Below are 24672 nucleotides of genomic sequence, written 5' to 3'. Positions count from 1 at the left end.
GTGATGTACAAGTTCTTGATGTGCTTCAATTACTGAAAGAATCATTATGATTATTGTGCAAAATTTCTTCTATCTTTATTCGAGAAAACATATATTTTACAAAGCTCTACCTAATCAACGGATGAAGACCGGGCTTAAACTCAGGATCTGAAGCCTAAAAAAAGACCTATGAGGAGCAGGAGGCATAGATTTGACAAAAATATATGTGTTAGATACAAATGTCTTGTTGCAAGACCCATATTCCATATTTTCATTTGAGGATAATGAGGTAGTAATCCCAGCAGTTGTACTTGAAGAAGTGGATTCGAAAAAACGCAATATGGACGAGATTGGAAGAAACGCGAGACAAGTATCAAGACTCATTGACGGCTTAAGACAAGCTGGAAAGCTACATGAAAAAATTCCTCTTGAAAATGGCGGCGCGTTACGAATTGAGTTAAATCACCGCTCATTTCATCAGCTTCAAGATATTTTTGTGGAAAAAACAAATGATAACCGCATTTTAGCGGTTGCCAAAAATTTATCATTGGAAGAAGAAACAAAGATAGATGGTAAACGAGTGATTTTGGTGAGCAAAGACGCTCTTGTCAGGGTAAAGGCAGATGCGATCGGCTTATATTCGGAGGATTTTCTCAGTGATCGAGTGATTGAAAATGATCATATTTATACAGGGGTAATTGAGAAATTTGTTGATATTACGGTATTAAATAGCTTTTATGAAAAAAAAGAACTTCCATTATCAGAGCTTGGCAATTTATCCTTATATCCCAATCAGTTTATCTTGATGAAGGATTCCTTAGGTTCATCGACTTCCGCGCTTGGAATGGTTGATCAGACAGGTTCTACTGTTAAAAAGCTTGTTTTTGATCATGATCATATATGGGGAATTCGATCGAGAAATGTCCAACAAACAATGGCGATTGAACTGTTATTACGGAAAGATATTCCTTTGGTTACTTTGATAGGGAAAGCCGGAACGGGGAAAACATTGTTAGCATTAGCTGCAGGATTAATGCAGACTGAGGATTACGGAGACTATAAAAAATTATTGGTGGCAAGGCCGATCGTTCCAGTCGGAAAGGATTTAGGGTTTTTGCCAGGCGAAAAAGAAGAAAAACTACGCCCATGGATGCAGCCGATTTTTGATAATCTTGAATATTTATTTAATGTGAAAAAACCTGGGGAGTTGGATGCGATTTTAGCAGGCATGGGCTCGATCGAAGTGGAGGCATTAACCTATATTCGCGGTAGGAGCATCCCAGATCAATTTATCATCATTGATGAGGCCCAAAACTTGACAAAGCATGAGGTGAAAACAATCCTTACTAGGGTTGGAGAAAGAAGTAAGATTGTGTTAATGGGAGACCCGGAGCAAATTGATCATCCGTATTTAGATGCTTATAACAACGGGCTTACATATGTTGTAGAAAAATTAAAAAGTGAAGCTATCGCCGGTCACGTTAAGCTATATAAAGGAGAGAGATCAGGGCTAGCGCAATTAGCTGCGGATTTGCTTTAGTGCACTGATTAATGTTCAGATAAAAGAGCAAGTGGAGAAGAGCTGTGATACGCTTCTTCTCCATTTGCTTTTTTAAATCAATCTTCCATAAATTTTAAATATAGCTAAGCTTTATAGCACGCGGAAGGCCTTTACATTTTTGATTGGATTTGTATAATTTGAACCATCCCCGAAATAGCAATGAATCGGTCCGTCCTCCCTCAATGGTTTGCCGTCTTTAGAAAATCCAAGTACCATTGCTTCCGCTTTTGCTAAAGGGACGGTGACACTATCGTCAACTGTTTCGATCATCACTGATTTAGCATGCTCAAGAACTTCCGCGTTTAAAAGGAAGGGTTTAAAAGGAATGCAAAAAGTACCTGTTAACAGTTCCTCTTTTAAGTATTTTTTCTCGGTTTTTAATGTTGGAGGTAAAGTAGCGCCTTCCATAATTTCCCGATCCCAATGTTTTGAAATTTCCTTTGTATACTCTTCAAGAGAATTTTTTTCAACATGTTGTTTTTCGAAGTAGGTGAGTAGGTCTTGGCGTCGATCATCGAAAATCCAAACAGTTGGATCTAAAGTAATCGTATATTTTACATTTCCAGATAACATAACGATTGATTCCATTGTATCCCTCAACTTTCCGTGTTTGTCGTTGTGAATGGGCATCCCTAAAGCGGTTATGCAACATTGAAATCCTTATTTTGTTCACTTTGTGCCAGTCGGCTATATCTAGTATGAAAGGTTGCCGGCCCGTTTAGGTTAGCATTTGGTGCTAAAGGAAATGGCTTCCGCTTTCCTAATAGTATACCGATAATGTATGAAAATGTCATATTTTCAGTTTTTCTGAATCTTCATGATGAAAATCCAGTGATCATCCTAATCTACTTGCTTTTTTCCTCTTATAAGGTTAGAATTTATAGAAGGATAATCGCTCGGAAACGGGGGGATCAAGTTGGCGTCAGAAATGATAATCGATCATCGTGAAAAGGCAAACGCTCTGTTAAAGGCTGATGCTGATAAAATATTGAAGCTAATTAAAGTGCAGATGGATAATCTTACAATGCCGCAATGCCCTTTATACGAAGAGGTATTGGACACGCAGATGTTTGGATTATCTCGAGAAATAGATTTTGCAGTTCGCCTCGGTTTAATTGAGGATAGAGTAGGGAAAGCTATTTTGGATGAATTAGAAAGAGAACTTTCAGCTTTGCATGAAGCTTCACAAAAAAAATAAAGTCATTCCTTCTTACAGGAATCGGTAGATAGAACATTGAATAATATCTACACGAGAAGACTATATAAAAAACTCAAACGTTACGGAAGGATCGTTTGAGTTTTTTTACATATGTTTTTGTTCACTTGCTTCTATTAAAAAACAATAGAATAAATGGAGATAAGGAAGAGATAGGATGCTAAAAAAAGTACTAAAATCATACGATTATTCACTTATAATTGTCGTTATTTTACTATCCTTGTTCGGTCTCGTTATGGTCTATAGTGCTAGTATGGTCACAGCGATGCAGAGGTATGGGTTTGAAAGTGATCATTTCTTTATTAGGCAAAAAATATTTTTGTTGGCCGGATTAGTCGTATTTTTATTTTTTGCCATAGTTCCGTACAAGCTTTATTTAAATAATAAAGTGTTAATTCCTATGGTTCTTATTTCCCTCATATTATTGATCGGGGTTTTAAAATTTGGAACGATTGCTGGGAATGCTCGAAGCTGGTATGATTTTGGACCAATACGACTGCAGCCTTCAGAATTTGTGAAAGTAGCAGTCATTGTCTATTTGGCCGCTGTTTATGCTAAAAAGCAACAATACATAAATCAATTTAATACAGGGGTTCTACCGCCTTTAGTATTTATCATTCTTGTTTCATTTTTAATTGCTTTACAGCCGGATTACGGAACAATTGCGATTATTCTTTTAATTTCAGGGACGATCATTATTTCTTCTGGAATGAATTTTAAAAGCATTCTCAAGCTTGGCGCACTTGGCGGTGTGATGTCTATTCCACTTGTGTGGTTTTTAAGCGATAAGATCTTCTCCGCCACGCGCCTTGATAGATTTAAAGTCCTTGTCGATCCTTTTGCAGAAGGTGTTGCTGACGATAGTGGTTATCACCTTGTCAATTCTTTCTATGCAATCGGAGGAGGAGGAGTTGATGGACTTGGTTTAGGGCAAAGCATTCAAAAATTAGGATACTTGCCTGAACCGCATACAGACTTCATTATGGCTGTCATTTCCGAAGAGCTTGGTGTGTTTGGTGTCGGTTTTGTTCTTCTTTCATTAAGTTATATCGTATTAAAAGGACTCTTTATCGGATTAAAGGGGAAAGATCCGTTTGGAAGCCTTCTTGCGATTGGGATTGCGAGTATGATCGGAATTCAAACATTTATCAACCTAGCTGGAATTTCAGGCATTTTTCCACTTATGGGAATTCCTCTTCCATTTGTAAGCTATGGCGGTTCATCCCTACTGCAATTATCAATTGCAATGGGGATTTTAGTTAATGTTTCTATGTTTGTTAATTACGAAGCAAAATATAAATCCAAAGTTAATATGGAAGGAGCCACCGTCACCTCCAATAAAAAAAGTGGATTTAAAGCGTAATGATTGTTTTTTTGATTAAATAACAATTGCACAACACTAATGGCAGCTTTTTATGGAAAAATAGCAAATGAGCGCGAAGTATGGCTGAATTATGAATAAAATGAGCTAATTGCTGGCGAGTCATTTTTATAGCGTTGTGCAATTCTATCTAACTATAGTAGAATATAATAATAAAATTTTATATATTTTAATAATTTCAAAATTTGCGCTTTTATGAACGTAAGATCATTGAAATAGCTGACTAGAATTGCAATTAAAAATTGCTAGTGTGCTATAAAGCCGAAAAAGAAAAATATCGATAAAAGAGGTGTTCTTATGGTTAGAAAGATTAACAAGGTTTTAGTTGCAAATAGAGGAGAAATTGCAATTCGTGTTTTTAGAGCCTGCACCGAATTAAATATTCGTACAGTGGCTATTTACTCAAAAGAAGACTCCGGTTCTTATCACCGCTACAAAGCGGATGAAGCTTATTTAGTTGGTGAAGGAAAAAAACCTATCGATGCTTATCTAGATATAGACGGAATTATTGAAATTGCAAAAGCTAGTGACGTCGATGCGATTCATCCTGGCTATGGCTTTTTATCGGAGAATATTCATTTTGCTAAACGGTGCGAGGATGAGGGAATTATTTTTATCGGTCCAAAATCGCATCATTTAGATATGTTTGGTGACAAAGTAAAAGCGCGTACTCAGGCGCAGCTAGCTGAAATACCTGTCATTCCTGGCAGTGATGGTCCGGTTTCAAATGTACAAGAGGTGCTCGAATTTGGGCAAAAATATGGTTTTCCAATAATCATTAAGGCATCTCTTGGCGGCGGCGGTCGTGGCATGAGGATTGTCAGAAGCATAGATGAGGTAGAACAAGCGTACGATCGGGCAAAGTCTGAGGCGAAAGCGGCGTTCGGGAATGATGAAGTCTACGTGGAAAGGTTTATTGAAAATCCGAAGCATATTGAAGTGCAGATCATTGGAGATGAAGCAGGTAATATTGTCCACCTATATGAAAGAGATTGTTCGGTCCAACGCCGTCATCAAAAGGTGGTAGAAGTTGCTCCCTGTGTATCAATTTCTGATTCATTGCGAGAAGAAATTTGTGTTGCTGCGGTTAATCTCATGAAGAACGTCAATTATTTGAATGCAGGAACGGTAGAGTTTCTTGTTGCCAATGAAGAATTCTATTTTATTGAAGTAAATCCACGCGTTCAAGTAGAACATACGATTACCGAAATGATAACGGGGATTGATATTGTTCAGTCGCAAATTTTGGTGGCAGAAGGTCATTCCCTCCACTCTGAAACAGTAGCAATACCTGAGCAAAAAGATATTAAAATCCATGGTTACGCGATCCAATCTCGTGTAACTACAGAAGATCCATTAAATAACTTTATGCCTGATACCGGTAGAATTAATGCATATCGTTCTGGTGGAGGCTTCGGTGTACGTTTAGATGCAGGAAACGGCTTCGCGGGCGCCATTATTACTCCATACTATGATTCATTGCTAGTAAAGCTTTCGACACATGCATTGAGCTTTGAACATGCAGCATCGAAAATGGTCAGGAATCTTCAAGAATTTCGGATTCGTGGCATTAAAACGAATATTCCATTTTTAGTCAATGTAGTAAAGCATAAAAAATTCCGTTCGGGTGAATATGATACCTCTTTTATTGATAAGACACCAGAGCTGTTTTTATTCCCTGTAAGCAAAGACCGGGGAACTAAAATGCTGACATATATAGCGAATGTAACAGTGAACGGTTTTCCTGGCATCGAAAAGAAAAAACGGCCAGTTTTCGATACACCAAGAATTCCTAAACTTAAATTAACCGCTCCCTATCAAAGTGGTACAAAGCAAATCTTAGATGAAAAAGGTGCGGCAGGACTGGTCGAATGGGTTAAAAAGCAGGAAAAAGTGCTATTAACAGATACAACATTTCGCGATGCTCACCAATCCCTATTGGCAACTCGTGTGCGAACGACGGATATTAAACATATTGCTGAACCGACGGCAAAGCTTCTTCCAGAAATGTTTAGTTTTGAAATGTGGGGCGGCGCAACATTCGATGTTGCTTATCGTTTCTTAAAAGAAGATCCTTGGGAACGGCTTCTAACAGTAAGAAAGCAAATGCCGAATGTACTTTTGCAAATGCTTCTCAGGGCTTCTAATGCAGTCGGTTATAAAAACTATCCTGATAATGTTATTCGCGAATTTGTAGAAAAATCAGCTTTCGCCGGCATTGATGTTTTCCGAATTTTTGATAGTTTGAACTGGGTTAAAGGAATGGAAGTAGCTATTGATGCCGTTAGACAAACAGGAAAAATTGCTGAAGCATCAATTTGTTATACGGGAGATATTTCAGATCCAGCTAGGACAAAGTATAATTTGCAGTACTATAAAGATCTTGCGAGGGAACTAGAGCAGCAAGGTGCGCATATTCTTGGAATAAAAGATATGGCTGGCCTGCTGAAGCCGCAATCTGCTTATAGATTGATATCTGAGTTGAAGGAAACAGTAGATCTTCCGATTCATCTCCATACGCATGACACAAGTGGAAATGGCATTATCACGTATGCGAAGGCAATCGAAGCAGGTGTTGACATTGTTGATGTTGCTCTAAGCACGATGGCAGGCTTAACTTCACAACCAAGTGCTAATTCATTATATTATGCTCTTGAAGAAACCGAAAGAAAGCCAAAAATTAATATTTCTGCACTCGAACAGTTATCCCATTATTGGGAGGATGTAAGGAAATTTTATCAGGATTTTGAAAGTGGAATGATGGCGCCACATACGGAGATCTATCAGCATGAGATGCCGGGAGGACAATATAGTAACCTTCAGCAGCAGGCAAAAGCAGTTGGATTAGGTGATAAATGGGACGAAGTCAAGGAAATGTATGCTCGTGTTAATCAAATGTTTGGTGACATTGTCAAGGTTACTCCTTCATCAAAAGTCGTAGGTGATATGGCTTTATACATGCTGCAAAATGAGTTAAGCGAAGAGGATGTTCTTGCAAAAGGTGATAGCCTAGATTTCCCAGATTCAGTTGTCGAATTATTTTCAGGCTATTTAGGGCAGCCGACAGGAGGATTTCCTAAAGAACTGCAAAAGGTCATTCTAAAAGGAAAAGAGCCAATTACGGTTCGTCCTGGTGAATTATTAGAGCCGGTTGATTTTGAGGCAATTAAGGCTGAGCTTTATAAAGACTTGGGAAGACCGGTAACCAGCTTTGAAGCGATCGCATACGCCTTATATCCAAAAGTCTTTAAAGAATATCTTGCTACAGTAGATAAATTTGGTGATGTCTCTGTTTTAGACACTCCTACTTTCCTTTATGGAATGAGATTAGGTGAAGAAATTGAGGTTGAAATTGAAAAAGGAAAGACGTTAATTGTAAAATTAGTCTCTGTGGGACAACCGCAACCAGATGGAACGAGAATTGTTTACTTTGAATTAAACGGACAGCCGCGAGAGGTGATTGTGAAAGATGAGAGTATCAAATCAACGGTTGTCTCAAAAGTGAAAGCAGATCCGAAAAATGAGCAGCATATCGCCGCTTCCATGCCTGGAACAGTGATAAAAGTTATTGTGGAAAAAGGGGAGAAGGTTGAAAGAGGCGATCATCTTATGATTACGGAGGCAATGAAAATGGAAACAACGGTACAAGCTCCATTTTCCGGTATTGTCAAGGACATCTTTGTTTCCAATGGGGAGGCAATCCAAACAGGTGATTTGCTGATTGAGCTTACCAAATAAGAAAAGAAAAACCGCTAATGAAATACGATAAAGGTGACGAAAAAGACAGTGGTAGCCCACTGTCTTTTAGTTTAATCAAAAATCTATAAACACAAAACGACAGTCGAGAGACATGCTCTCGCTGCCGTTTTATTGTTCAATTTGAGAAGTATTAGAGTTTTGTTGTTTTAATAAGATTTCGTTTTTCTTGCTTCTTGATGTTAGCAGAATAAAATAACTTAAAACACCAAAGAGACAAGAAATAAAAAATGCGTGTGATAGCGCGATAAATAAATTCAATTTCGTCAATACAACGAGTGCGCCGGCAATTACTTGGAGAGTAACGAGAATAAAAGATACGATCCAGCCCCAATACACTACTTTTTGGTGCTTATAATGTTTAATTGCCATATAGGTAATATAAGCAATCCAGAAAAATATTAACGCTGCCGCAAAGCGGTGTCCCATTTGTACCCATTCATGAAAGGAAATAGGAATATTCGGCGCTGTGTTTACGCACAATGGCCAATCTCGACAAACTAGACTAGCATTGACATGGCGAACTAATGCCCCAGTGTATACGACGATAAAGCTATATAACGTAACTCCGATAATATGCTTGCGCATTCGTTCGTCTAATACTAGTTTTTCTGCTGCAAACTTTTTATCGACTTCAAAAATCAACAAAGTTAAAAGAAATACTGCCGCAAATGAGATGAGCGAGACTCCGAAATGAATCGCAAGAATGAAATCAGATTGTCCCCATATGACAGCCCCTGCACCGATTAGTCCTTGTAATACTAAAAAGGAGAAAGAAAGCAAAGATAGGAATTTAGTTTCTCGAATATGCCCAATCGCTTTCCAGGACCAATAGGACAAAATAAGCACCATTAAACCGACAACTCCTGATACTACTCTATGGGCGAGTTCGATCACTAACTCCATTGTAATATCGGTTGGAATGAGTTGCCCATTGCACAATGGCCATGAGCGACCACAGCCCATTCCAGAATCTGTTTTTGTCACTAGTGCACCGCCAAGAAGAATGAACAACATTCCGATAGTGGTGAGCACAGCAAAGCATTTTAGTGACCTTTTCAATTTAAAACACCTACTTTAATTAAGATCAATTTGTCATTTGTAAGAGAACGCTTTTTTAGTAGTAAACAAAAAAGAATTTCTGAAGAAATTTTATTATCATTTAGAAATAATAAATTATGGGGTTTTCATTAAAGAAAAGAAAAAGTTCTATCATAAAAAATTCATTTTGCTTTCAAAGAAAACTGTTTGTAAACAATATAACGAATATTTTAGCAAAAGAACAGATTTACCTCTTTTTTTTTCACCACTTTTTTGATAGTACACAAAAATAACGAAATTTACAATGGTATGTAAATTAAACAAGGTTATTATAGTAAAAAGGTTGCAAAATGAATAAGAGTTTGCTAGAAATATATAAGAGTAAATTTCATACTGGTTTAACTTGTGTTATAACAGGAGAATCTCGATTCATTTTTGGATGCATACATAATATTAAGGATACTATTTTTAAGTTTATTACATTGTTATTGTAAGAAAATAACAAGTAAAAATAGAAGTTTTATCCAAAGTTCACAAATTAGGCAAAAAATATTCAAAAAAAGTTCACAGTTCATGCTAAAATATGGTTTAATAAAGAGACAGGAAACCTTATTAAATACGGTTATTAAATAACATTAACACTATGTAAATAGTGAAAAAATTATCCTGAAAAAAATTTGAAAGGATACCCTCGTCTCCGTTGGAAATACATTGATCAAGAACGGGATTATTGATAGTTGCCCGAACATCTTTAAGATGTCTTCGTGACAGGTCATTAGGAGGAAGAAAAATGAGTAATTTGAGGGCTTTAAATGAAGTGCCATCGCGTAATGTAGAAGCGGTGATACCAAAAACAAGTGCATGGAAGGATTTTTTAGCGCTGATAAAAGTCGGAATTGTAAATTCAAATATGATTACTACTTTTACTGGTCTTTGGTTGGCACTTTATTTTACCGAAGCAAGATTTTTAGCCAATCTTGATATTGTTCTTTATACACTTATAGGTTCAGCTCTTATTATTGCCGGTTCCTGCGCCATCAATAATTTCTACGATAGGGATATTGATCCTTTAATGGAGCGAACAAAGGCGAGGCCAACGGTAACTGGAAAGATAAGTCCGACAATTACGTTGCTACTCGGAATTGGCTTTATTGTTTTAGGAGTTCTTTCTCTTCTACTGACAACGTTTACAGCTACTCTGCTTGGGATTGTAGGGATCGTAAGCTATGTGTTTTTGTATACGATGTGGAGTAAAAGGAGATTAATTTCTAATACGATTATTGGTAGTATTTCAGGTGCTGTTCCTCCTCTAATCGGATGGGCTGCTGTAGATCCAAGTCTTGATGTCATTGCATGGAGTTTGTTTTTAATCATGTTTGCCTGGCAGCCACCTCATTTTTATGCATTAGCAATGCGAAGAGTAGATGAATATAGGGCAGCTGGTATCCCGATGCTCCCTGTAGTAAAGGGGTTTGATGTAACGAAAAAACATATCCTTGCTTGGGTCATCATATTATTTCCAATACCATTTTTATTAACTTCGCTAGGTATACCTTTCTTAATACTAGCTACCCTATTAAATATAGGCTGGTTGTTAATTGGTATTAATGGTTATCGCAAAAAAGATGACATGAAGTGGGCAAGGTCAATGTTTGTATACTCTCTACAATATATGACGATTATGTTTGTAGCTATGGTAATTGTCACACTTGTGTAATCATGTTACAGCATTTTGTCGCTTACATAAGAAATTCCACTTTAGATTAAACAAAATTATAGTACATCTAAAATGAACCATTAATTATTGGGAGAATTTTTCTTTACGCTATTTTAGTAAAGGGGATTTATCTATAAAATTTTCAGGGAGAGTTTATTTCATAAAGCACGGCTGATGATAACGACTTCCGAATCAGACATTAATTTAGCAAGAAGTGTATATGAAATTCTTGACCATTTCATTGGAATCGTATTCGTTTTGTTAAATAAGTTGACTTTGTGAAATTTACTCATCCAAATTCAATTATTTTTTTACGAAAGAGGGGTATGTTCAAGCTATGAAAAAGCTAGCAAAATGGCGTCTGTTCTCATTATTAGCGTTAATGGCGCTCATTCTTTCCGGTTGCGGCAAGCCGTACTTATCAACTCTCCAGCCAGCTGGTGAGGTTGCCCAGAGACAATATGATCTCATGCAATTAAGTACGATTATTATGGTTGGGGTAATTGCAGTTGTAACCATCATCTTTCTCATTGTCGTTTTCCGTTTTAAACGCAAAGATGAACAAATTCCTAAACAAGTGGAAGGTAGTCATAAATTAGAAATCATATGGACTGTTATTCCAATTCTATTATTACTTGTTTTAGCTGTTCCAACGGTAATTGAAACCTTTAGACTTGCTGATGTTTCTGCCATGGACGAGGTAAATGAAGATGGAAAGACGGATGCACTAGTAATAAACGTACGTGCTAGTCTTTATTGGTGGGAATTTGAGTATCCAAACGAAGAGATTGTTACAAGTCAGGAGTTAGTGGTTCCTACAGATCAGAGGGTTTATTTTAACTTAAAAGCATCTGATGTAAAGCATTCCTTCTGGATTCCGTCAGTTGGTGGAAAGATGGATACAAATACAGATAATATTAATAAGTTTTGGTTGCAATTTGATTCCAAAGGTGCAGAAAAGGCCAATGAGCTATTCTATGGAAAATGTGCTGAGCTTTGCGGTCCATCCCATGCTTTAATGGATTTTAAAGTAAGAGCCATTTCTAGTGACGAATTTGATCAATGGGTTGCATCCATGCAAGGAATCGAAGAACCGGTTCAACCGGAAACAGCTCTAGCTCAAGAAGGGCAAGAACTTTTCAATCAAAGCTGTATCGGATGTCATGCGATCACACCAAACAATGCTTCTCCAGAAGCAGCTCGCGTTGCTCCAAATTTAACAGATTTTGCTGACAGAGCATATGTTGCGGGGATTCTAGAGAATAATGAAGAAAACATTAAAAAGTGGTTGGAAGATCCAGAAACGCTTAAGCCAGGAAATAAAATGTCTGGGACATATGGAGAATTAACACCTAAGCAAATTGATGCATTAACTGCTTATTTAATGGAGTTAAAGGTAAAAGAATAGTCGTCTTCTCATATAGAAGAGCGACAAATTACAACGATACAAAACCTTAATTATATTGTGATTGTATAGCAAGGGGATTAGTTTTCAAAGGGAGGTAAAATTGTGAGTACGTACGCTCAAAAAAAGGGGTTCGGAGCAACCGTTTGGGACTATTTAACAACGGTTGACCACAAGAAAATTGCAGTCCTTTACTTAATTGCAGGGGGATTCTTTTTCGTTGTCGGTGGCCTCGAAGCAATGTTTATCCGAATTCAGCTAGCGGTACCGAACAGTGATTTCGTTAGTGCTGGTATGTATAATCAAATTTTGACAATGCACGGTACGACGATGATTTTCTTGGCAGCAATGCCATTGTTATTTGGATTTATGAACGCAATTATGCCGTTGCAAATCGGTGCTCGCGATGTAGCGTTTCCTTTCATTAATGCGCTTGGTTTTTGGTTATTCTTCTTTGGAGGAGTATTCTTAAATCTATCTTGGTTTTTAGGTGGAGCGCCTGATGCAGGGTGGACGTCATATGCTTCATTATCTCTTGCATCTGAAGGGCATGGAATAGATTTCTATCTATTAGGTCTGCAAATATCTGGTGCTGGTACGTTAATGGGAGGAATTAACTTCCTTGTCACAATCATTAACATGCGTGCGCCTGGGATGACTTATATGCGCATGCCGTTGTTTACATGGACAACATTTGTCGCATCTGCCCTTATTTTATTTGCATTTCCACCATTAACAGTTGGAATTTTCTTGTTAATGTTTGATAGACTATTTGGCTCTAATTTCTTTGTTACTGCTGCAGGTGGTAACACGATTATTTGGGAGCATTTATTCTGGATTTTTGGACATCCGGAAGTATATATTCTTGTTTTACCAGCGTTTGGTATTTTCTCAGAAATTATTCCTGTCTTCTCTAGAAAGAGACTATTCGGATACTCCTCAATGGTATTCGCGACAGTCTTAATCGGCTTTTTAGGATTCATGGTTTGGGCTCACCATATGTTCACGGTTGGTCTTGGTCCGATTGCCAATGCGATCTTTGCTGTTGCAACGATGGCGATTGCTGTACCGACAGGTATAAAGATATTTAACTGGCTCTTTACGATGTGGGGAGGAAGTATCAAATTTACGACGCCGATGTACTATGCTGTAGCCTTTATTCCTTCATTCTTAATGGGAGGAGTTACAGGGGTAATGTTAGCAAGTGCAGCAGCTGACTATCAATACCATGATACGTATTTTGTAGTCGCTCATTTCCACTATGTAATTGTCGGTGGAGTAGTATTTGCAATCCTAGCTGGGACCGCATTCTATTGGCCTAAAATGTTTGGTACGATGTTAAATGAAACTTTAGGTAAAATTACGTTCTGGTTATTCTTCATTGGTTTCCATTTGACTTTCTTTATCCAACATTTCTTAGGGCTATGGGGAATGCCAAGACGTATTTTCACATTCCTTGAAGGTCAAGGTCTGGAAACAGGGAACTTTGTTAGTACAGTAGGCGCCTTCTTTATGGCTGCTGCAACTGTGGTATTAGTGATTAACATCATTATAACAACTGTTAAAAATGAAAAAGTTGGCAATGACCCTTGGGGTGATGGTAGAACACTTGAATGGGCAATCCCATCTCCACCACCATTCTATAACTTTAAACAACTTCCATTAGTACGTGGTTTAGACCCGCTTTGGATTGAAAAAATGGAAGGGAAAAAAGGAATGACTCCAGCAGAACCGTTAGGAGACATTCATATGCCAAATGCGTCTTTCATTCCTTTCGTTATTTCCTTTGGGTTATTTGTGGCAGCATTCGGTGCGATGTACCGCTTAGATTATGGATGGGGCTTGCCGGTTCTTATAATTGGATTGTTAATCACGTTCGGATCAATGTTCCTACGTTCTGTAAAAGATGATCATGGCTTCCATATTCATAAGGAAGAATTGATCGATGAAGATGATAAGGGGGTTAAGGCATAATGCACGCTGAAGAAAAAATGACACTTGAAAAATGGCCTGCTTCGCCTGAAAAGCAAACCCTTGAAGCAAAAAATAAATTCCTTGGTTTCTGGTTGTTCCTTGGCGGAGAGACTGTTCTTTTTGCCTCTCTCTTTGCAACCTATCTCGCATTAAAAGACAAGGTTCCAGGACCGGATCACGCATTAGCTAAGGATTTATTTGAAATACCGTTAGCATTTTTAATGACCATGATTCTTTTAACGAGTTCACTAACGAGCGTATATGCAATGTACCACATGAAAAACTTTGAATTTAAAAAGATGCAGCTATGGCTTGGGATTACCGTCATACTAGGCTTCGGTTTCCTTGCTCTTGAAATTTATGAGTTTTATCATTATGTACACCACTATGGTCATACATTTACTAGTAGCGCCTTTGGTTCAGCATTCTACACGTTAGTTGGCTTTCACGGCGCACACGTTGCCTTTGGTTTAGCGTGGATTATCACATTAATGGTAAGGAATGCGAAAAGAGGATTAAGTCTATACAATGCACCAAAATTTTATGTTGCTAGTCTATATTGGCATTTCATCGATGTTGTATGGGTGTTTATCTTCTCTGTAGTATATCTAATGGGAATGGTGGGATAAACTATGGAAAATAATCAGACGAATACGGGAAATGCGACTGTAGATATCGCTTATCGCCGTAAAAAGAATGCAGAAGAAATGAGACATCAGGTAATTACCTTTACTTTGATGATCTTCTTAACAATCATTGCTTTTGTAGCGGTTGGAGCGGGAATGTCAGGTTGGTTTACTGTTCCATTTATTCTGTTGCTTGCAGCAGTCCAAGTGGTCTTTCAGCTTTATTATTTTATGCACATGAGCCATAAAGGTCATGAAGCACCAGCGCTATTTTTGTATTCTGGCCTGCTTGTTGGCTTAATAACAGTCCTCGCATTTGTGACGATTGTTTGGTGGTAAATTCATTTGAAAATCGGCTAATAATTGGCCGATTTTCTTTTTGCTAAGTTTAGTTATATGTCGGTTTGGTTTTAGGATACATTTTGGTGATAACTGAAAGGCGTCGTGAAAGCAATATGTCACAAAAAAACTAAAAACATTTAGTTGATAATATTTTTTATCAATGCTTTTAACTAAGGAAACGATTGCTTTCGTTTGAAGTGGAGAACTTTTTAACTCTTTGAGTTATAATATTAACGTAGTATTTACACTTAAAGAGAAATGAAAAAGGAAATTACAGAGGTGATGGGTCAAAATGTTATCTTTAGATATGTTTGGTTTTCAAGCGTTATGGAGTCCATATTTCTTTTTGGCAATGGTTGCATTGTTAGCTGCTTATTTTCTCATCACGATCATATGGAGAAAACGTATTAACGATTCAGAACCATTAACAACAAGACAAGGCATCCTTTTTTCAACAGGGGTTATTCTTTTATATATCATCAAAGGTTCACCAATTGACCTACTAAGTCATCTTATGTTTTATGCTCACATGATTCAGATGGCTGTCTTATATTTGATTATTCCACCACTATTTATAGTAGGAACTCCACAGTGGATCTGGAAAAAGATATTAGGTTTTCCTATTATTCGGCCACTATTCAAATTTTTTACAAAACCAATCATTGCTTTAATTCTTTTTAATGGGATCTTTTCATTTTATCATATCCCATTGATCTTTGATGTTATCAAGACAGATATGTTGCTCCACACATCCTATACGATTCTGCTGTTTTTAATGGCGACCTTCATGTGGTGGCCACTCGTTAATCAAGTGGAAGGTGAAAAGAGATTAAGCGGAGTAAAGAAGATTGGCTACATATTTGCTGATGGTGTATTGTTAACACCTGCATGTGCATTAATTATTTTTGCTGATGTTCCAATGTATGCAACTTTTTCCGATCCAAGTTCTTGGGCTCAAGCTCTTGAGCTTTGTGTTTCACCAACTGTCTTATCAGGGTTAAACTTGAGTGGACCTGAAATGTTTAATTCCATGTCATTGCTTCATGATCAGCAATTAGGCGGGGTACTTATGAAAGTTATTCAAGAAATCGTTTATGGTGTAGTATTATTTCAAGTGTTCTTTGAATGGTATAGAAGAGAGCAAGAGGAATCTGAGCCTGAGTTGCATTTACTAGATCCACAAACCATTAAATAAACAATTGGCACCTTAGCCGGGTGCTTTTTTTATGAGCGCACCCTCTGCTTGTTCCTTATATTCTAATAGAAGTAAATAGAATCAGTTAAAAAAATCACATTTACCACAATAAATATGACAAAAATAGTACAATTTTGTTGTTTTTCTATCTTAAGATTGAAAATATGATGGTAGTCTACTAAAATTAATTTATTGTAATGAGCACGGTTCTCCTCTAATTGCTTTGGATTGAGGTTTGACATTTACTTATTTGGATATTAAGAAAGGAAAAAAGAGATGAATTTTACTTTACCTATTTTACCGACAATCAGTACGACTTTTATTATTTTAAGCGCAATAACAGTGGCCATTGGTTGGAGCCAAATAAAAAAAGGGAAGAGAGAAGCTCACCAAAAAACGATGTTTTTAGCAGCCATTTTTGCGATCATTTTCTTTATTATTTATGCTTCCAGAACGATTTTCGTTGGAAATACTGCATTTGGCGGCCCCGATGATATTAAAATTTATTACACGATCTTTCTTATTTTCCATATTACATTAGCTACAGTTGGAGCGGTTCTTGGGATTATATCTCTTGTTACCGGCTACCAAAAGAAATATGCGGTGCATCGCAAAATAGGACCGATTACAAGCATTATTTGGTTTTTTACAGCGATTACTGGTGTGGCTGTCTATCTACTCCTTTATGTGTTTTACCATGGTGGAGAAACAACATCGGTTATTAAAGCGATTTTAGGGATATAAAAAAACAGCTCCGAAGTCTTTTTAACAGACTTTGGAGCTGTTTTTTATTGATCTTTATTTTTTTCAATAAACTTTAAATTTTGAAATTCATTTTTATAATGCCAGCCTCTTTTGCAGAATTAAAGGCGATTAGCAATAATGGTCCGATTACGAAGCCAAGAATGCCGAGGATTTTTAATCCGAGATACATGGCAATTAATGTTGCTAAAGGTGATAATCCAATATGACTTCCCATTACCTTCGGTTCTACCGTTCTGCGAATGATTAACAATACAGCTGCGAGAACTGCTAATTGTGTACCATGCGAAATGTCCCCTGTAATTAAATAAAAGAGCGCCCAAGGTCCTAGAATCACGATTGAGCCGATAATCGGGATAAAGTCAATTACCCAAATGATAAGCGACATTATTAAAGCAACTTCAGGCTTAATAAAGAATAAGCCGATTAGAGAAACGACGAAAATAATAATACTCACTAAAAATTGTGCCTTAAAGAATCCGAAAATGACGAAAGAAAGTCTTGATGTCATAAACTGAACTTTTTGTGCAGTTTTTTCCTTTAAGAAGGAATACATTCCTTCACGGAGCCTCGGAAGTTCAAGCAAGAACAAGAAAAGGGCAATTAAATAAACAAGGAAGCTCACTAAATAGTTTGGAATATTTGTTAATAGCGATTTTACCGTATCGATATTGACATATGCAACAAGATCGTTTCTTGTTTTATTAAGGAAGCTTTGAATTTGATTACTAATTTCATTAACCACTTCTCTAGGCATATCTTTTGCTGCATTTGCAAAGTCTTTTTCAATATTAAGCCAAGCTTTCGTAATTTCATTGATGTATAGTGGAGCGTTTTCGACAAGTCTAATAATTTCTGTCACCACTTTTGTTGTCACAAAATAGCCACTAACTCCAATGAATAATAGAAAAAGTAGGAATACACTTAATACTGCAAGCTGTTGATTTAATTTCGTCTTTTTGCGCAGCCATTTAACAACTGGATGCAAAAATAGAGCTGTTATGAAAGCTACGATCAGTGGAACTGATACAGGTAGAATAAAATAAAGAAGGGCAGCGACGAGGATTACAATTAAAACAATCAGTGCCATCCGCTTTGTGAAAATACTGGACAAGATAGAACCCCTTTCTAAATAACAAAAGTACAACCATTCGTTTTTTCTATTTTATGTTAAAAATTGAGATCAATGAATCGGAGGGTAAATTTTCTATAATCTTAAATATAGGCTTATTGCTTTTATTGATATAACCATTTGCATTTAATGATCTAGCTTGGGCGCTCAACTGAAAAATGGAATCTAATTTTCGTATGTATTTAGGCGACTCCCTCTTTCCTTAGTTTGGGGTATAAACTTTAAAAAGGTAATATCAATGATTGACTCTTCTAACATATACCTATAGATAAATTATAGTGCAAAAGAAACATTATTGAAACAACATGATTTGCTGTTAATTTATCTTTATTATAGATGGATCACCCCATGGAGGTAAAGAAAAAGACACCATTGGTTAAATGGGTCTTTTTCGTTGACATTTTGGGAAGATAATGGTGAAATTACTTAACGAATTTGTCTATTTCTGCTTTAACATCGGTTAAAATTTTTTCACATTGGCTTACTAAAGAGCTTGGGAAATCTTCTCCTTCACCATATTCAACTCCATGAGGATAATAATGCTTTCCTAACAATGGTGTGAGGAGTTGCAGAACTGCTCTATTAGCACCAACATCACCTTCAACTGCATAACCTAAAATGCGAAGATAGAATACCCCTTCCTTTAATTCAAATTTGCGATCGTAGGATACCCTCTCATAATCCCACTGCTCAGCACGGATTAATCCATAATCCGCCATAACATCGTCTAACCTTTTTAAATCAGCTTTTACTTTATCGAATCCAAAATTCTCAAATTTCATCTCGATCCCTCCTCAAACAAGTGAAACATTATAAGTTTGAATACTTTATGTAGAATTTTACTAAAATAATCCCAAATCTAATAATAGTGGAAAAGTGAAAAAGTTGCAATGACAAGCTAAAAGAAAACATAGTTCTTTCACATTTCAATTAGGCTTTATTAATGAATTAATGTGAATTGGAAATACTATTTAAAGGGAATCTTTAATGATAGTGATATTGCATAATAAGGAGGTAAGGAAGTGCAAAAATTAAAAGAAATTATGAGTGATGAAGTGGAATGTTGTACGCTACTTGATAATGTATATGAAGTGGCTGTCAAAATGAAGGAATGGAACGTCGGTGCAATTCCGATTGTTGATGGAGAGAGATTGGTTGGAATGATCACAGATCGAGATCTCGTCATTCGCGGCATTGCCGAGAAAAAACCAGGTTCCACGAAAGTTGAAGAGGTAATGAGTGAAGAGCTCATAACGGCGACTGCAGAAATGAGCACAAAAGATGCCGCGGAATTAATGGCAAATCATCAAATTCGACGCCTTCCGATCGTTGAAGGAGATAAATTAATCGGCATTGTTTCCCTTGGTGATTTTGCGGTAAGAAAGTTAACAGATAGCCAAGCAGGAAAGGCTCTTTCAGAAATATCTGAACCGAATGATATGCAAATAGAACATTAGTTAATCGATAACAAAATCTAACTCGAGTTAATATTTTCGTTCCCATTTTAACGGTGGGAACGTTTTATATTTGGATTGAAAGATTTCAAAGAAAATAATAGATGATATAATCATATTAAACTACTATATGCATAGAATATTAGAAAATATAGATAGGATAATCAATAATGAGTTCAAGAAAAGAGAGGAGGCATACCTCTGCGTGCCCTTATAAGAATTTTAATATTAATCGCCGCAATGTTAGCAGTTATTTTCTATTTAAATTTATCCTTTGAAGACGATATATTAGTCAATGAGCATCCAGATTCACCTCAGGTTGATAAATCACTAGAAGAAGAGACAGACGACGGCACAGATAATCCACAAATTGATGCCCCAAGTTCGGGAATAGCAACATTGATAGGAAAAAATATATCCGAATTAGAAGAAAATTTAGGTAAGCCTTCTAGGATAGATCCTTCTGCCTATGGATATGACTGGTGGATTTACAAAAAGAGTTTTCAAGAGTATATTCAAGTGGGTATTCGTGATGAAACGGTTGTGACCGTATATGCGATAGGCAGTGATGTGGACATTCCTCCTTTCAAAATAGGACAGCCAGTCGAAGAAATTTATGCTTCGGTCCCGATTGGACCATATATTAGCTTAATGTATGAAGGGAGCTCTTATCGCTTTGAACTAACTGAGGATGACATGAACACTCGTCCGCTTGTACAAATGGGAGATTTTTATGCTCAATTTTATATTGATAAGTTCGATGGAACATTATCAAGTGTAAGGTTTATGGATGCAGAGACTTTAATTAAATTGCAGCCATATGAATTAGTTTATGTAGGTGAATTAGTAGAGGTTAAGCCGTGGGAAGCCGGGAGCGAGACTGAAGTGGCTAAAGGAAATGCGGAGCAGATTTTTGATATTTCTAACATCATGCGGGTACGACACGATCTAGCTCCGCTCGAAAAGGATGAAATGGTAGCGGAGGTTGCTTTAGCTCATAGTATTGATATGTATGAAAGCGAAGAATTCTCTCATACGTCAAAAACTACTGGTGAACTATCTGATCGTTTGGAAGCAGGGGAAATTTTTTATCAACTTGCTGGAGAAAATATCGCTGCTAATTACGCAGATGCACCTGCTGTAATGGAAGGGTGGCTTAATAGTAAAGGGCATCGCGAGACGCTCTTAAACGGACAATTTACACATATTGGTGTCGGAGTATATCATCTCCACTATACACAAAATTTTATTCAAAAATGGCATGAAGAATAATAGTCAATAGCGATTTTATTTCACCTTATAGTATGAATGTGATGTGGATGAAGCTCGATTTTTACAAACTTTGCCATTATGATATTTTTGATTCATTTTTTGAGATGGACAATAAGAGGTTCATAAAAAAGGCAATAGTGATAGCGTAAAAACCGGGGATAGAAAGTGAGAGCTATAGTTGCGAGCTCTCACTTTTTGTTCTATTTTTTCTCGATGATAAAGAAACTGCCGGTTGCTTGGGCAATTTTTTGACCATCAGAACGAAATACATCTGCTGAAGCTAGAAGGGTTTTTGAACCGAAGTGATCGATTTTTGCATGGCATGTAATAAAATCTCCAATGCCTTGGGCAATATAATGAATATTAAGCTGAGTAGTAACGGCAGCTTTTCTATCAGGCAAGCTTTGATGTACCAATGTCCCCATTGCACTATCAATAACTGCAGCTGTAATTCCTCCATGAAGAATATTTAAAGGGTTGTTGACCATTGGGTTTAAAGGGATTTTTACTTCTATTCCTTCACTTGTCTGTTTGTGTTCCATATGAAGCAACCGATTAATGAAAGTACGATCTTGATGATTCAATCCTTCAAGAACATGATTTAGAACCTCTAATTCCTCATTTGTACTTTTTTCTAGTACCTGCTGAAAAAGTCTCTTTAAGTTTTCTTGCAATAAGTTCATCCCCTTATAATTGTTCTAAAGAGTAGGCGTGATTCACAACTTTTATCGCTTTATCATATCGTATCATAGGAAACTTAGTAACGAAATATTACAAAAAACGAAATGAAGTACAGCGGTATAAAAAGTGGATAATCATTGTCGATTTCAAGGTGATGAAGTGCGACATAGTAAACCAATGCGAAACTGCTAAACATGCCCTTTGTTTGAGGTGAATAAGCATGGAAAAGAAAAAACTCCATCCTTCTGTTCAGCAATTTAAGGAATTCGTTAAGGAGCATCCGAAAATGGTGATGGAAGTCAGGAAGGGAAATGCGACTTGGCAGGAACTTTTTGAGGAATGGTACTTACTGGGAGACGAAGACTCTCGCTGGGATGAGTTTAAAGGAGTACAGGAAAAAGAAGAAGATAAAAAAGAATGGCTTCCACAAATTATGAATGCAGTTAAAAATGTAGATCCAAATCAACTCCAGGGACATATTACTAATTTGAGTCAAGCTTTAGGTGCGATACAAGGATTAATCCTCCAATTCCAGGGAGGAAAACAAGGAAGCGCTACGAGCAGTAATCAGCCAGCTCAAAGCTCGCATCCATTCCAATTTAGAAAAGATTGAAAAGGGGGATGGATATGAGGAAAGATATGATGGAAATGATTAATTCTGATCCGGATTTGAAAAGGTTTTTACGTGAACAACCGATTTGGTATAGGAAATTAGCAAGGAATCCAAATGATTTTCAAGCATTTCAAATCGCAGCATTACACTATCATAGGAAAACAATTCCGCATCGGGTTGAAAAATTTTCTAACGGCGTCTATATGGCGCAAATGATGATGAGCATGTTTCAAGCAATGAATAATAATCTCTCATGAACAACTTTCTCGCATTTATTGAGAAGGTTGTTTTTTCATGGATGCTATGGAGTAAAAATGGATTTGATAGCAAACAATATCATTATAATTTATGTTAATGGGACTTAAAATACAGGGGGGATTGCCAATGAGATCCATATATTTAAGTTTAATGATGCTATTGCTAATAGCGGTGGGCTGTCAAAAGGACTTACCGGAACCAGAGGCCAAAAGGTTTACGGTTATACCGATGAGTACTGTCAACACAGCCCATGATATGCCAGTTACAATTGAACAAAATAGAGAGCCTTTTAAAGTTCAGCACCATATAAGAGGAAATAGTGTTTTTGTCGAATGTATGCTGCCAGCCATTTCATTCCGAGATGACAGTGAGCAAAAACAAGGGAAAATCATTCTTTATATTAACGGTGTGAAGAAGGAAGAGGTGACCACGGCTGCATTTATTATTAAAGGATTAGAGAAAGGAACGCATCGCGTAAAATTAGAAGTTGTAAACCATAATGATGAACCATATCAGTTAGAGAAGGAGTTTACAGTATCCATTCCATAAACATTAACTTAATGGGCTTTATGATGGGGTAATGTAAGGGTGATTCTAATTTAAATTGTTCATTAAACTTTCGTTTTTTTACATTTCCATGTTAAAATAAGTAGCGGAGGTGAGCTAGAATTGCTTGCTACTTTGGAAAGAATGGAAATATTAGATCAGGCTGAACAGTTGTCAATGATGATTATGGAGTCAGATGTCGTTGAATATTATAGGTTCTGTTTAAATAAAGTTAAATCAAATAGAGATACGCAACGTAAAATTAGAGCTTTTTCAAAGGAAAAGGAGCTCTATGAAGAGGTGCAACGATTTGGCCGCTACCATCCTGAATATCATAAAGTGATGAGAAATATTCGGGAGTTAAAGAGAGAAATGGATATGGATATTCACGTAGCTGAATTCAAAAAAGCTGAAAACGACCTACAGGCTTTGTTGGATGAGGTTAGTGTTTTAATTGGGAAATCTGTATCTGAACAAATAAAGGTCCCAACTGGAAATCCGTTTTTTGATAGTTCTTCTAGCTGTGGCGGTGGATGTAGTACAGGCGGAAGCTGTGGGTGTTCATAAAAAGCTTAGTTAACCTAAGCTTTTTTTGGCTTTTAAAACTACAGAACTTGTAGTTCTTTTTATAGAAATCCTTCTTCTAGTAGAAGCTGCAATGCCAAGCAAATAGTAGGTTCCTGTAAAAATCACTATGGCTTCAACTCTTTGATTTATCCTCACAGGAACAATGTTTTGAAGGTATCCTGCCTTTTATTCTTGAGCATTGAAATATCCAGGTTTGTCTGCTAGACTAGAAAAAAACAAGGTGTTTGAAGGGGAAAAAAGTATGCTGGGACAACGTCAAGGGATAATCGTATGGCTTTATTCTTTAAAACAAGCCAAAATGTTAAGAAAGTTTGGAAATGTCCATTTTGTCTCCAAACGATTAAAATACGTTGTTCTCTATTGTGATTTAGAGGATGTTGAAACGATTATGAAAAAAATAGAAAGTTATTCCTTTGTGAAAAAGGTTGAGCCTTCATTTAAGCCATTTTTAAAAACAGAGTACGAAAATTCAAAGCCGGATAAAGCGAAAGAATATGATTATCGGATGGGAATTTAAAAAGCTATGGTTAAAAAGTTGTTCGGGAATAACTTTTTAACCATAGCTTTTCTTTTTTACTATCTTTTTCACTAGCAAAGTGTGTCTTTACTTTGGTCTGTCATTGTCCTCTTCTTAAGCTAAAGGTGGAATATAACGGTTCATTCTTAAAATTCCAATTAAATATTGATAATAAAGTTCCTTTTCAGAGAATTGCACGGACGGCTTGACTTCAAGTTCAATAATTTCTTTTTTTAGCTCTGTTGCAGCTTGTTGGAATAGTTGATAACGTTTATTTGGTTTTTTGTTTGGATTGGGAATTCCTTCACGACAAATGTATAAAGGTTGGAAATCCCCAGGTACGGTCGGTTTGAGAATAACTACGAGGGAAGAGACCTCTTTATTTTCTATAACGGTGTGATAGGTCATCATATGTAAAAGCCGTTCTTTGTTAGCTTTTGCTATCTCAATTAACTCATATATGTCAGAATATCCTTCTCCTAATTCAATAAAACGCTGAATCATGACTGTATTCTCTCCTTATCTTAGTTTCATGACTACTTTATCATGCTTAAGCTAGAATGGCTATGAAAGAATTGAGAAGATAAAGTAGGTCTTTTGTTCTAATTATTTTCTAATGACGTCGATTCTGCCTTCTGCTATTGTTAATATAGAAG

At 36.7% G+C, this 24672-nt stretch carries 24 protein-coding genes; 18 read left to right on the top strand and 6 right to left on the bottom strand.

Features of this window, described 5'->3' with window-relative positions:
- The first annotated feature begins 190 nt into the window (after nt 1–190).
- Nucleotides 191–1519, top strand: coding sequence for a PhoH family protein (locus PZE06_RS00900; RefSeq protein ID WP_150913224.1), 1329 nt, complete (start codon nt 191–193; stop codon nt 1517–1519).
- Between the two features lie 111 nt (nt 1520–1630).
- On the opposite strand, the gene PZE06_RS00895 is transcribed toward PZE06_RS00900, so the two are convergent.
- Complete coding sequence (locus tag PZE06_RS00895) at nt 1631–2128, bottom strand: peptidyl-prolyl cis-trans isomerase (RefSeq protein WP_150913226.1); 498 nt, start codon at nt 2126–2128, stop codon at nt 1631–1633.
- 328 nt (nt 2129–2456) lie between these two features.
- Between PZE06_RS00895 and PZE06_RS00890 the strand changes: the two genes are divergently transcribed.
- The 3 genes from PZE06_RS00890 (at nt 2457) to pyc (ending at nt 7875) form a co-directional block, all read left to right on the top strand.
- Entirely contained in the window at nt 2457–2738 is a 282-nt protein-coding gene (locus PZE06_RS00890; protein ID WP_095313178.1) for an Fpa/YlaN family protein, read from the top strand.
- 175 nt (nt 2739–2913) lie between these two features.
- Nucleotides 2914–4119 carry an FtsW/RodA/SpoVE family cell cycle protein gene (locus tag PZE06_RS00885; protein WP_150913229.1) on the top strand — a complete coding sequence of 402 codons (1206 nt, stop codon included), beginning with the start codon at nt 2914–2916 and terminating at the stop codon, nt 4117–4119.
- Between the two features lie 315 nt (nt 4120–4434).
- Nucleotides 4435–7875: a pyruvate carboxylase gene (pyc, locus tag PZE06_RS00880; RefSeq protein WP_150913231.1), complete on the top strand. Its 3441-nt coding sequence runs from the start codon at nt 4435–4437 to the stop codon at nt 7873–7875.
- 129 nt (nt 7876–8004) lie between these two features.
- On the opposite strand, the gene PZE06_RS00875 is transcribed toward pyc, so the two are convergent.
- A complete protein-coding gene (locus PZE06_RS00875) occupies nt 8005–8955 on the bottom strand; it encodes a COX15/CtaA family protein (protein ID WP_150913233.1) in 951 nt (316 codons plus the stop codon).
- Between the two features lie 769 nt (nt 8956–9724).
- Here PZE06_RS00875 and cyoE point away from each other — a divergent pair.
- The 7 genes from cyoE (at nt 9725) to PZE06_RS00840 (ending at nt 16937) form a co-directional block, all read left to right on the top strand.
- On the top strand, nt 9725–10651 hold the full coding sequence (cyoE, locus tag PZE06_RS00870) for a heme o synthase (RefSeq protein WP_150913235.1): 927 nt from the start codon (nt 9725–9727) through the stop codon (nt 10649–10651).
- 337 nt (nt 10652–10988) lie between these two features.
- Nucleotides 10989–12059, top strand: coding sequence for a cytochrome c oxidase subunit II (coxB, locus tag PZE06_RS00865; protein ID WP_150913237.1), 1071 nt, complete (start codon nt 10989–10991; stop codon nt 12057–12059).
- A gap of 102 nt (nt 12060–12161) precedes the next feature.
- A complete protein-coding gene (ctaD, locus tag PZE06_RS00860) occupies nt 12162–14030 on the top strand; it encodes a cytochrome c oxidase subunit I (RefSeq protein ID WP_150913239.1) in 1869 nt (622 codons plus the stop codon).
- Complete coding sequence (locus PZE06_RS00855) at nt 14030–14659, top strand: cytochrome (ubi)quinol oxidase subunit III (protein WP_150913241.1); 630 nt, start codon at nt 14030–14032, stop codon at nt 14657–14659. Before ctaD ends, PZE06_RS00855 begins: the two co-directional genes overlap by 1 nt.
- 3 nt (nt 14660–14662) lie before the next feature.
- Nucleotides 14663–14995, top strand: a complete 333-nt coding sequence (gene ctaF / locus PZE06_RS00850) for a cytochrome c oxidase subunit IVB (RefSeq protein ID WP_150913243.1) — start codon at nt 14663–14665, stop codon at nt 14993–14995.
- A gap of 295 nt (nt 14996–15290) precedes the next feature.
- Nucleotides 15291–16193, top strand: a complete 903-nt coding sequence (gene ctaG, locus PZE06_RS00845; protein ID WP_150913245.1) for a cytochrome c oxidase assembly factor CtaG — start codon at nt 15291–15293, stop codon at nt 16191–16193.
- Between the two features lie 276 nt (nt 16194–16469).
- Nucleotides 16470–16937, top strand: a complete 468-nt coding sequence (locus tag PZE06_RS00840) for a DUF420 domain-containing protein (protein ID WP_150913247.1) — start codon at nt 16470–16472, stop codon at nt 16935–16937.
- A 73-nt stretch (nt 16938–17010) separates the two neighbouring features.
- On the opposite strand, the gene ytvI is transcribed toward PZE06_RS00840, so the two are convergent.
- Together ytvI and PZE06_RS00830 are read right to left on the bottom strand one after the other, a co-directional pair.
- The gene (ytvI, locus tag PZE06_RS00835) at nt 17011–18069 is read right to left on the bottom strand and encodes a sporulation integral membrane protein YtvI (RefSeq protein WP_150913249.1); all 1059 of its coding nucleotides are present in this window, start codon (nt 18067–18069) and stop codon (nt 17011–17013) included.
- Nucleotides 18070–18509: 440 nt separating this feature from the next.
- Nucleotides 18510–18869, bottom strand: a complete 360-nt coding sequence (locus PZE06_RS00830; protein WP_150913251.1) for a YugN family protein — start codon at nt 18867–18869, stop codon at nt 18510–18512.
- Nucleotides 18870–19109: 240 nt separating this feature from the next.
- Between PZE06_RS00830 and PZE06_RS00825 the strand changes: the two genes are divergently transcribed.
- Both PZE06_RS00825 and PZE06_RS00820 read left to right on the top strand, forming a co-directional pair.
- Nucleotides 19110–19544 carry a CBS domain-containing protein gene (locus PZE06_RS00825; protein ID WP_150913254.1) on the top strand — a complete coding sequence of 145 codons (435 nt, stop codon included), beginning with the start codon at nt 19110–19112 and terminating at the stop codon, nt 19542–19544.
- Nucleotides 19545–19781: 237 nt separating this feature from the next.
- On the top strand, nt 19782–20813 hold the full coding sequence (locus PZE06_RS00820; RefSeq protein ID WP_150913256.1) for a CAP domain-containing protein: 1032 nt from the start codon (nt 19782–19784) through the stop codon (nt 20811–20813).
- A gap of 200 nt (nt 20814–21013) precedes the next feature.
- Here the strand turns inward: PZE06_RS00820 and PZE06_RS00815 are convergent, their stop codons facing one another.
- The gene (locus PZE06_RS00815; protein WP_225310567.1) at nt 21014–21487 is read right to left on the bottom strand and encodes a PaaI family thioesterase; all 474 of its coding nucleotides are present in this window, start codon (nt 21485–21487) and stop codon (nt 21014–21016) included.
- Nucleotides 21488–21714: 227 nt separating this feature from the next.
- Here PZE06_RS00815 and PZE06_RS00810 point away from each other — a divergent pair, with 227 nt between their 5' ends.
- The 5 genes from PZE06_RS00810 (at nt 21715) to PZE06_RS00790 (ending at nt 24016) form a co-directional block, all read left to right on the top strand.
- Nucleotides 21715–22107, top strand: a complete 393-nt coding sequence (locus PZE06_RS00810; protein WP_150913260.1) for a YlbD family protein — start codon at nt 21715–21717, stop codon at nt 22105–22107.
- A 14-nt stretch (nt 22108–22121) separates the two neighbouring features.
- Nucleotides 22122–22364: a YlbE-like family protein gene (locus PZE06_RS00805; RefSeq protein ID WP_150913262.1), complete on the top strand. Its 243-nt coding sequence runs from the start codon at nt 22122–22124 to the stop codon at nt 22362–22364.
- 127 nt (nt 22365–22491) lie between these two features.
- Nucleotides 22492–22914 (top strand): hypothetical protein, encoded by a 423-nt coding sequence (locus PZE06_RS00800; RefSeq protein WP_150913264.1) that lies wholly within the window; start codon nt 22492–22494, stop codon nt 22912–22914.
- Nucleotides 22915–23034: 120 nt separating this feature from the next.
- Entirely contained in the window at nt 23035–23478 is a 444-nt protein-coding gene (locus PZE06_RS00795; protein WP_150913266.1) for a YlbF/YmcA family competence regulator, read from the top strand.
- 262 nt (nt 23479–23740) lie between these two features.
- Complete coding sequence (locus PZE06_RS00790; protein ID WP_095313137.1) at nt 23741–24016, top strand: YlbG family protein; 276 nt, start codon at nt 23741–23743, stop codon at nt 24014–24016.
- A gap of 114 nt (nt 24017–24130) precedes the next feature.
- On the opposite strand, the gene PZE06_RS00785 is transcribed toward PZE06_RS00790, so the two are convergent.
- Nucleotides 24131–24520, bottom strand: coding sequence for a DUF7147 family protein (locus PZE06_RS00785; RefSeq protein ID WP_150913268.1), 390 nt, complete (start codon nt 24518–24520; stop codon nt 24131–24133).
- Between the last annotated feature and the right edge of the window lie 152 nt (nt 24521–24672).

The organism is Robertmurraya sp. DFI.2.37, from assembly GCF_029211245.1.
In the GTDB taxonomy this organism is placed as follows: domain Bacteria; phylum Bacillota; class Bacilli; order Bacillales; family Cytobacillaceae; genus Robertmurraya; species Robertmurraya methanolica_A.
Note: the sequence above shows the minus strand (reverse complement) of the source record. Positions and strands in the feature narration are given on the sequence as shown.

Excerpts from the sequence above, each read along its gene's own strand:
- PZE06_RS00885 (WP_150913229.1), top strand. The coding sequence starts at position 2,914 with ATGCTAAAAAAAGTACTAAAATCATACGATTATTCACTTATAATTGTC.
- PZE06_RS00800 (WP_150913264.1), top strand. The coding sequence starts at position 22,492 with ATGAGATCCATATATTTAAGTTTAATGATGCTATTGCTAATAGCGGTG.
- PZE06_RS00855 (WP_150913241.1), top strand. The coding sequence starts at position 14,030 with ATGCACGCTGAAGAAAAAATGACACTTGAAAAATGGCCTGCTTCGCCT.
- PZE06_RS00805 (WP_150913262.1), top strand. The coding sequence starts at position 22,122 with ATGAGGAAAGATATGATGGAAATGATTAATTCTGATCCGGATTTGAAA.
- ctaF (WP_150913243.1), top strand. The coding sequence starts at position 14,663 with ATGGAAAATAATCAGACGAATACGGGAAATGCGACTGTAGATATCGCT.
- pyc (WP_150913231.1), top strand. The coding sequence starts at position 4,435 with ATGGTTAGAAAGATTAACAAGGTTTTAGTTGCAAATAGAGGAGAAATT.
- PZE06_RS00895 (WP_150913226.1), bottom strand. The coding sequence starts at position 2,128 with ATGGAATCAATCGTTATGTTATCTGGAAATGTAAAATATACGATTACT.
- ctaG (WP_150913245.1), top strand. The coding sequence starts at position 15,291 with ATGTTATCTTTAGATATGTTTGGTTTTCAAGCGTTATGGAGTCCATAT.
- coxB (WP_150913237.1), top strand. The coding sequence starts at position 10,989 with ATGAAAAAGCTAGCAAAATGGCGTCTGTTCTCATTATTAGCGTTAATG.
- PZE06_RS00820 (WP_150913256.1), top strand. The coding sequence starts at position 19,782 with ATGTTAGCAGTTATTTTCTATTTAAATTTATCCTTTGAAGACGATATA.
- PZE06_RS00790 (WP_095313137.1), top strand. The coding sequence starts at position 23,741 with ATGCTGGGACAACGTCAAGGGATAATCGTATGGCTTTATTCTTTAAAA.
- cyoE (WP_150913235.1), top strand. The coding sequence starts at position 9,725 with ATGAGTAATTTGAGGGCTTTAAATGAAGTGCCATCGCGTAATGTAGAA.
- PZE06_RS00785 (WP_150913268.1), bottom strand. The coding sequence starts at position 24,520 with ATGATTCAGCGTTTTATTGAATTAGGAGAAGGATATTCTGACATATAT.
- PZE06_RS00810 (WP_150913260.1), top strand. The coding sequence starts at position 21,715 with ATGGAAAAGAAAAAACTCCATCCTTCTGTTCAGCAATTTAAGGAATTC.
- PZE06_RS00830 (WP_150913251.1), bottom strand. The coding sequence starts at position 18,869 with ATGAAATTTGAGAATTTTGGATTCGATAAAGTAAAAGCTGATTTAAAA.
- PZE06_RS00840 (WP_150913247.1), top strand. The coding sequence starts at position 16,470 with ATGAATTTTACTTTACCTATTTTACCGACAATCAGTACGACTTTTATT.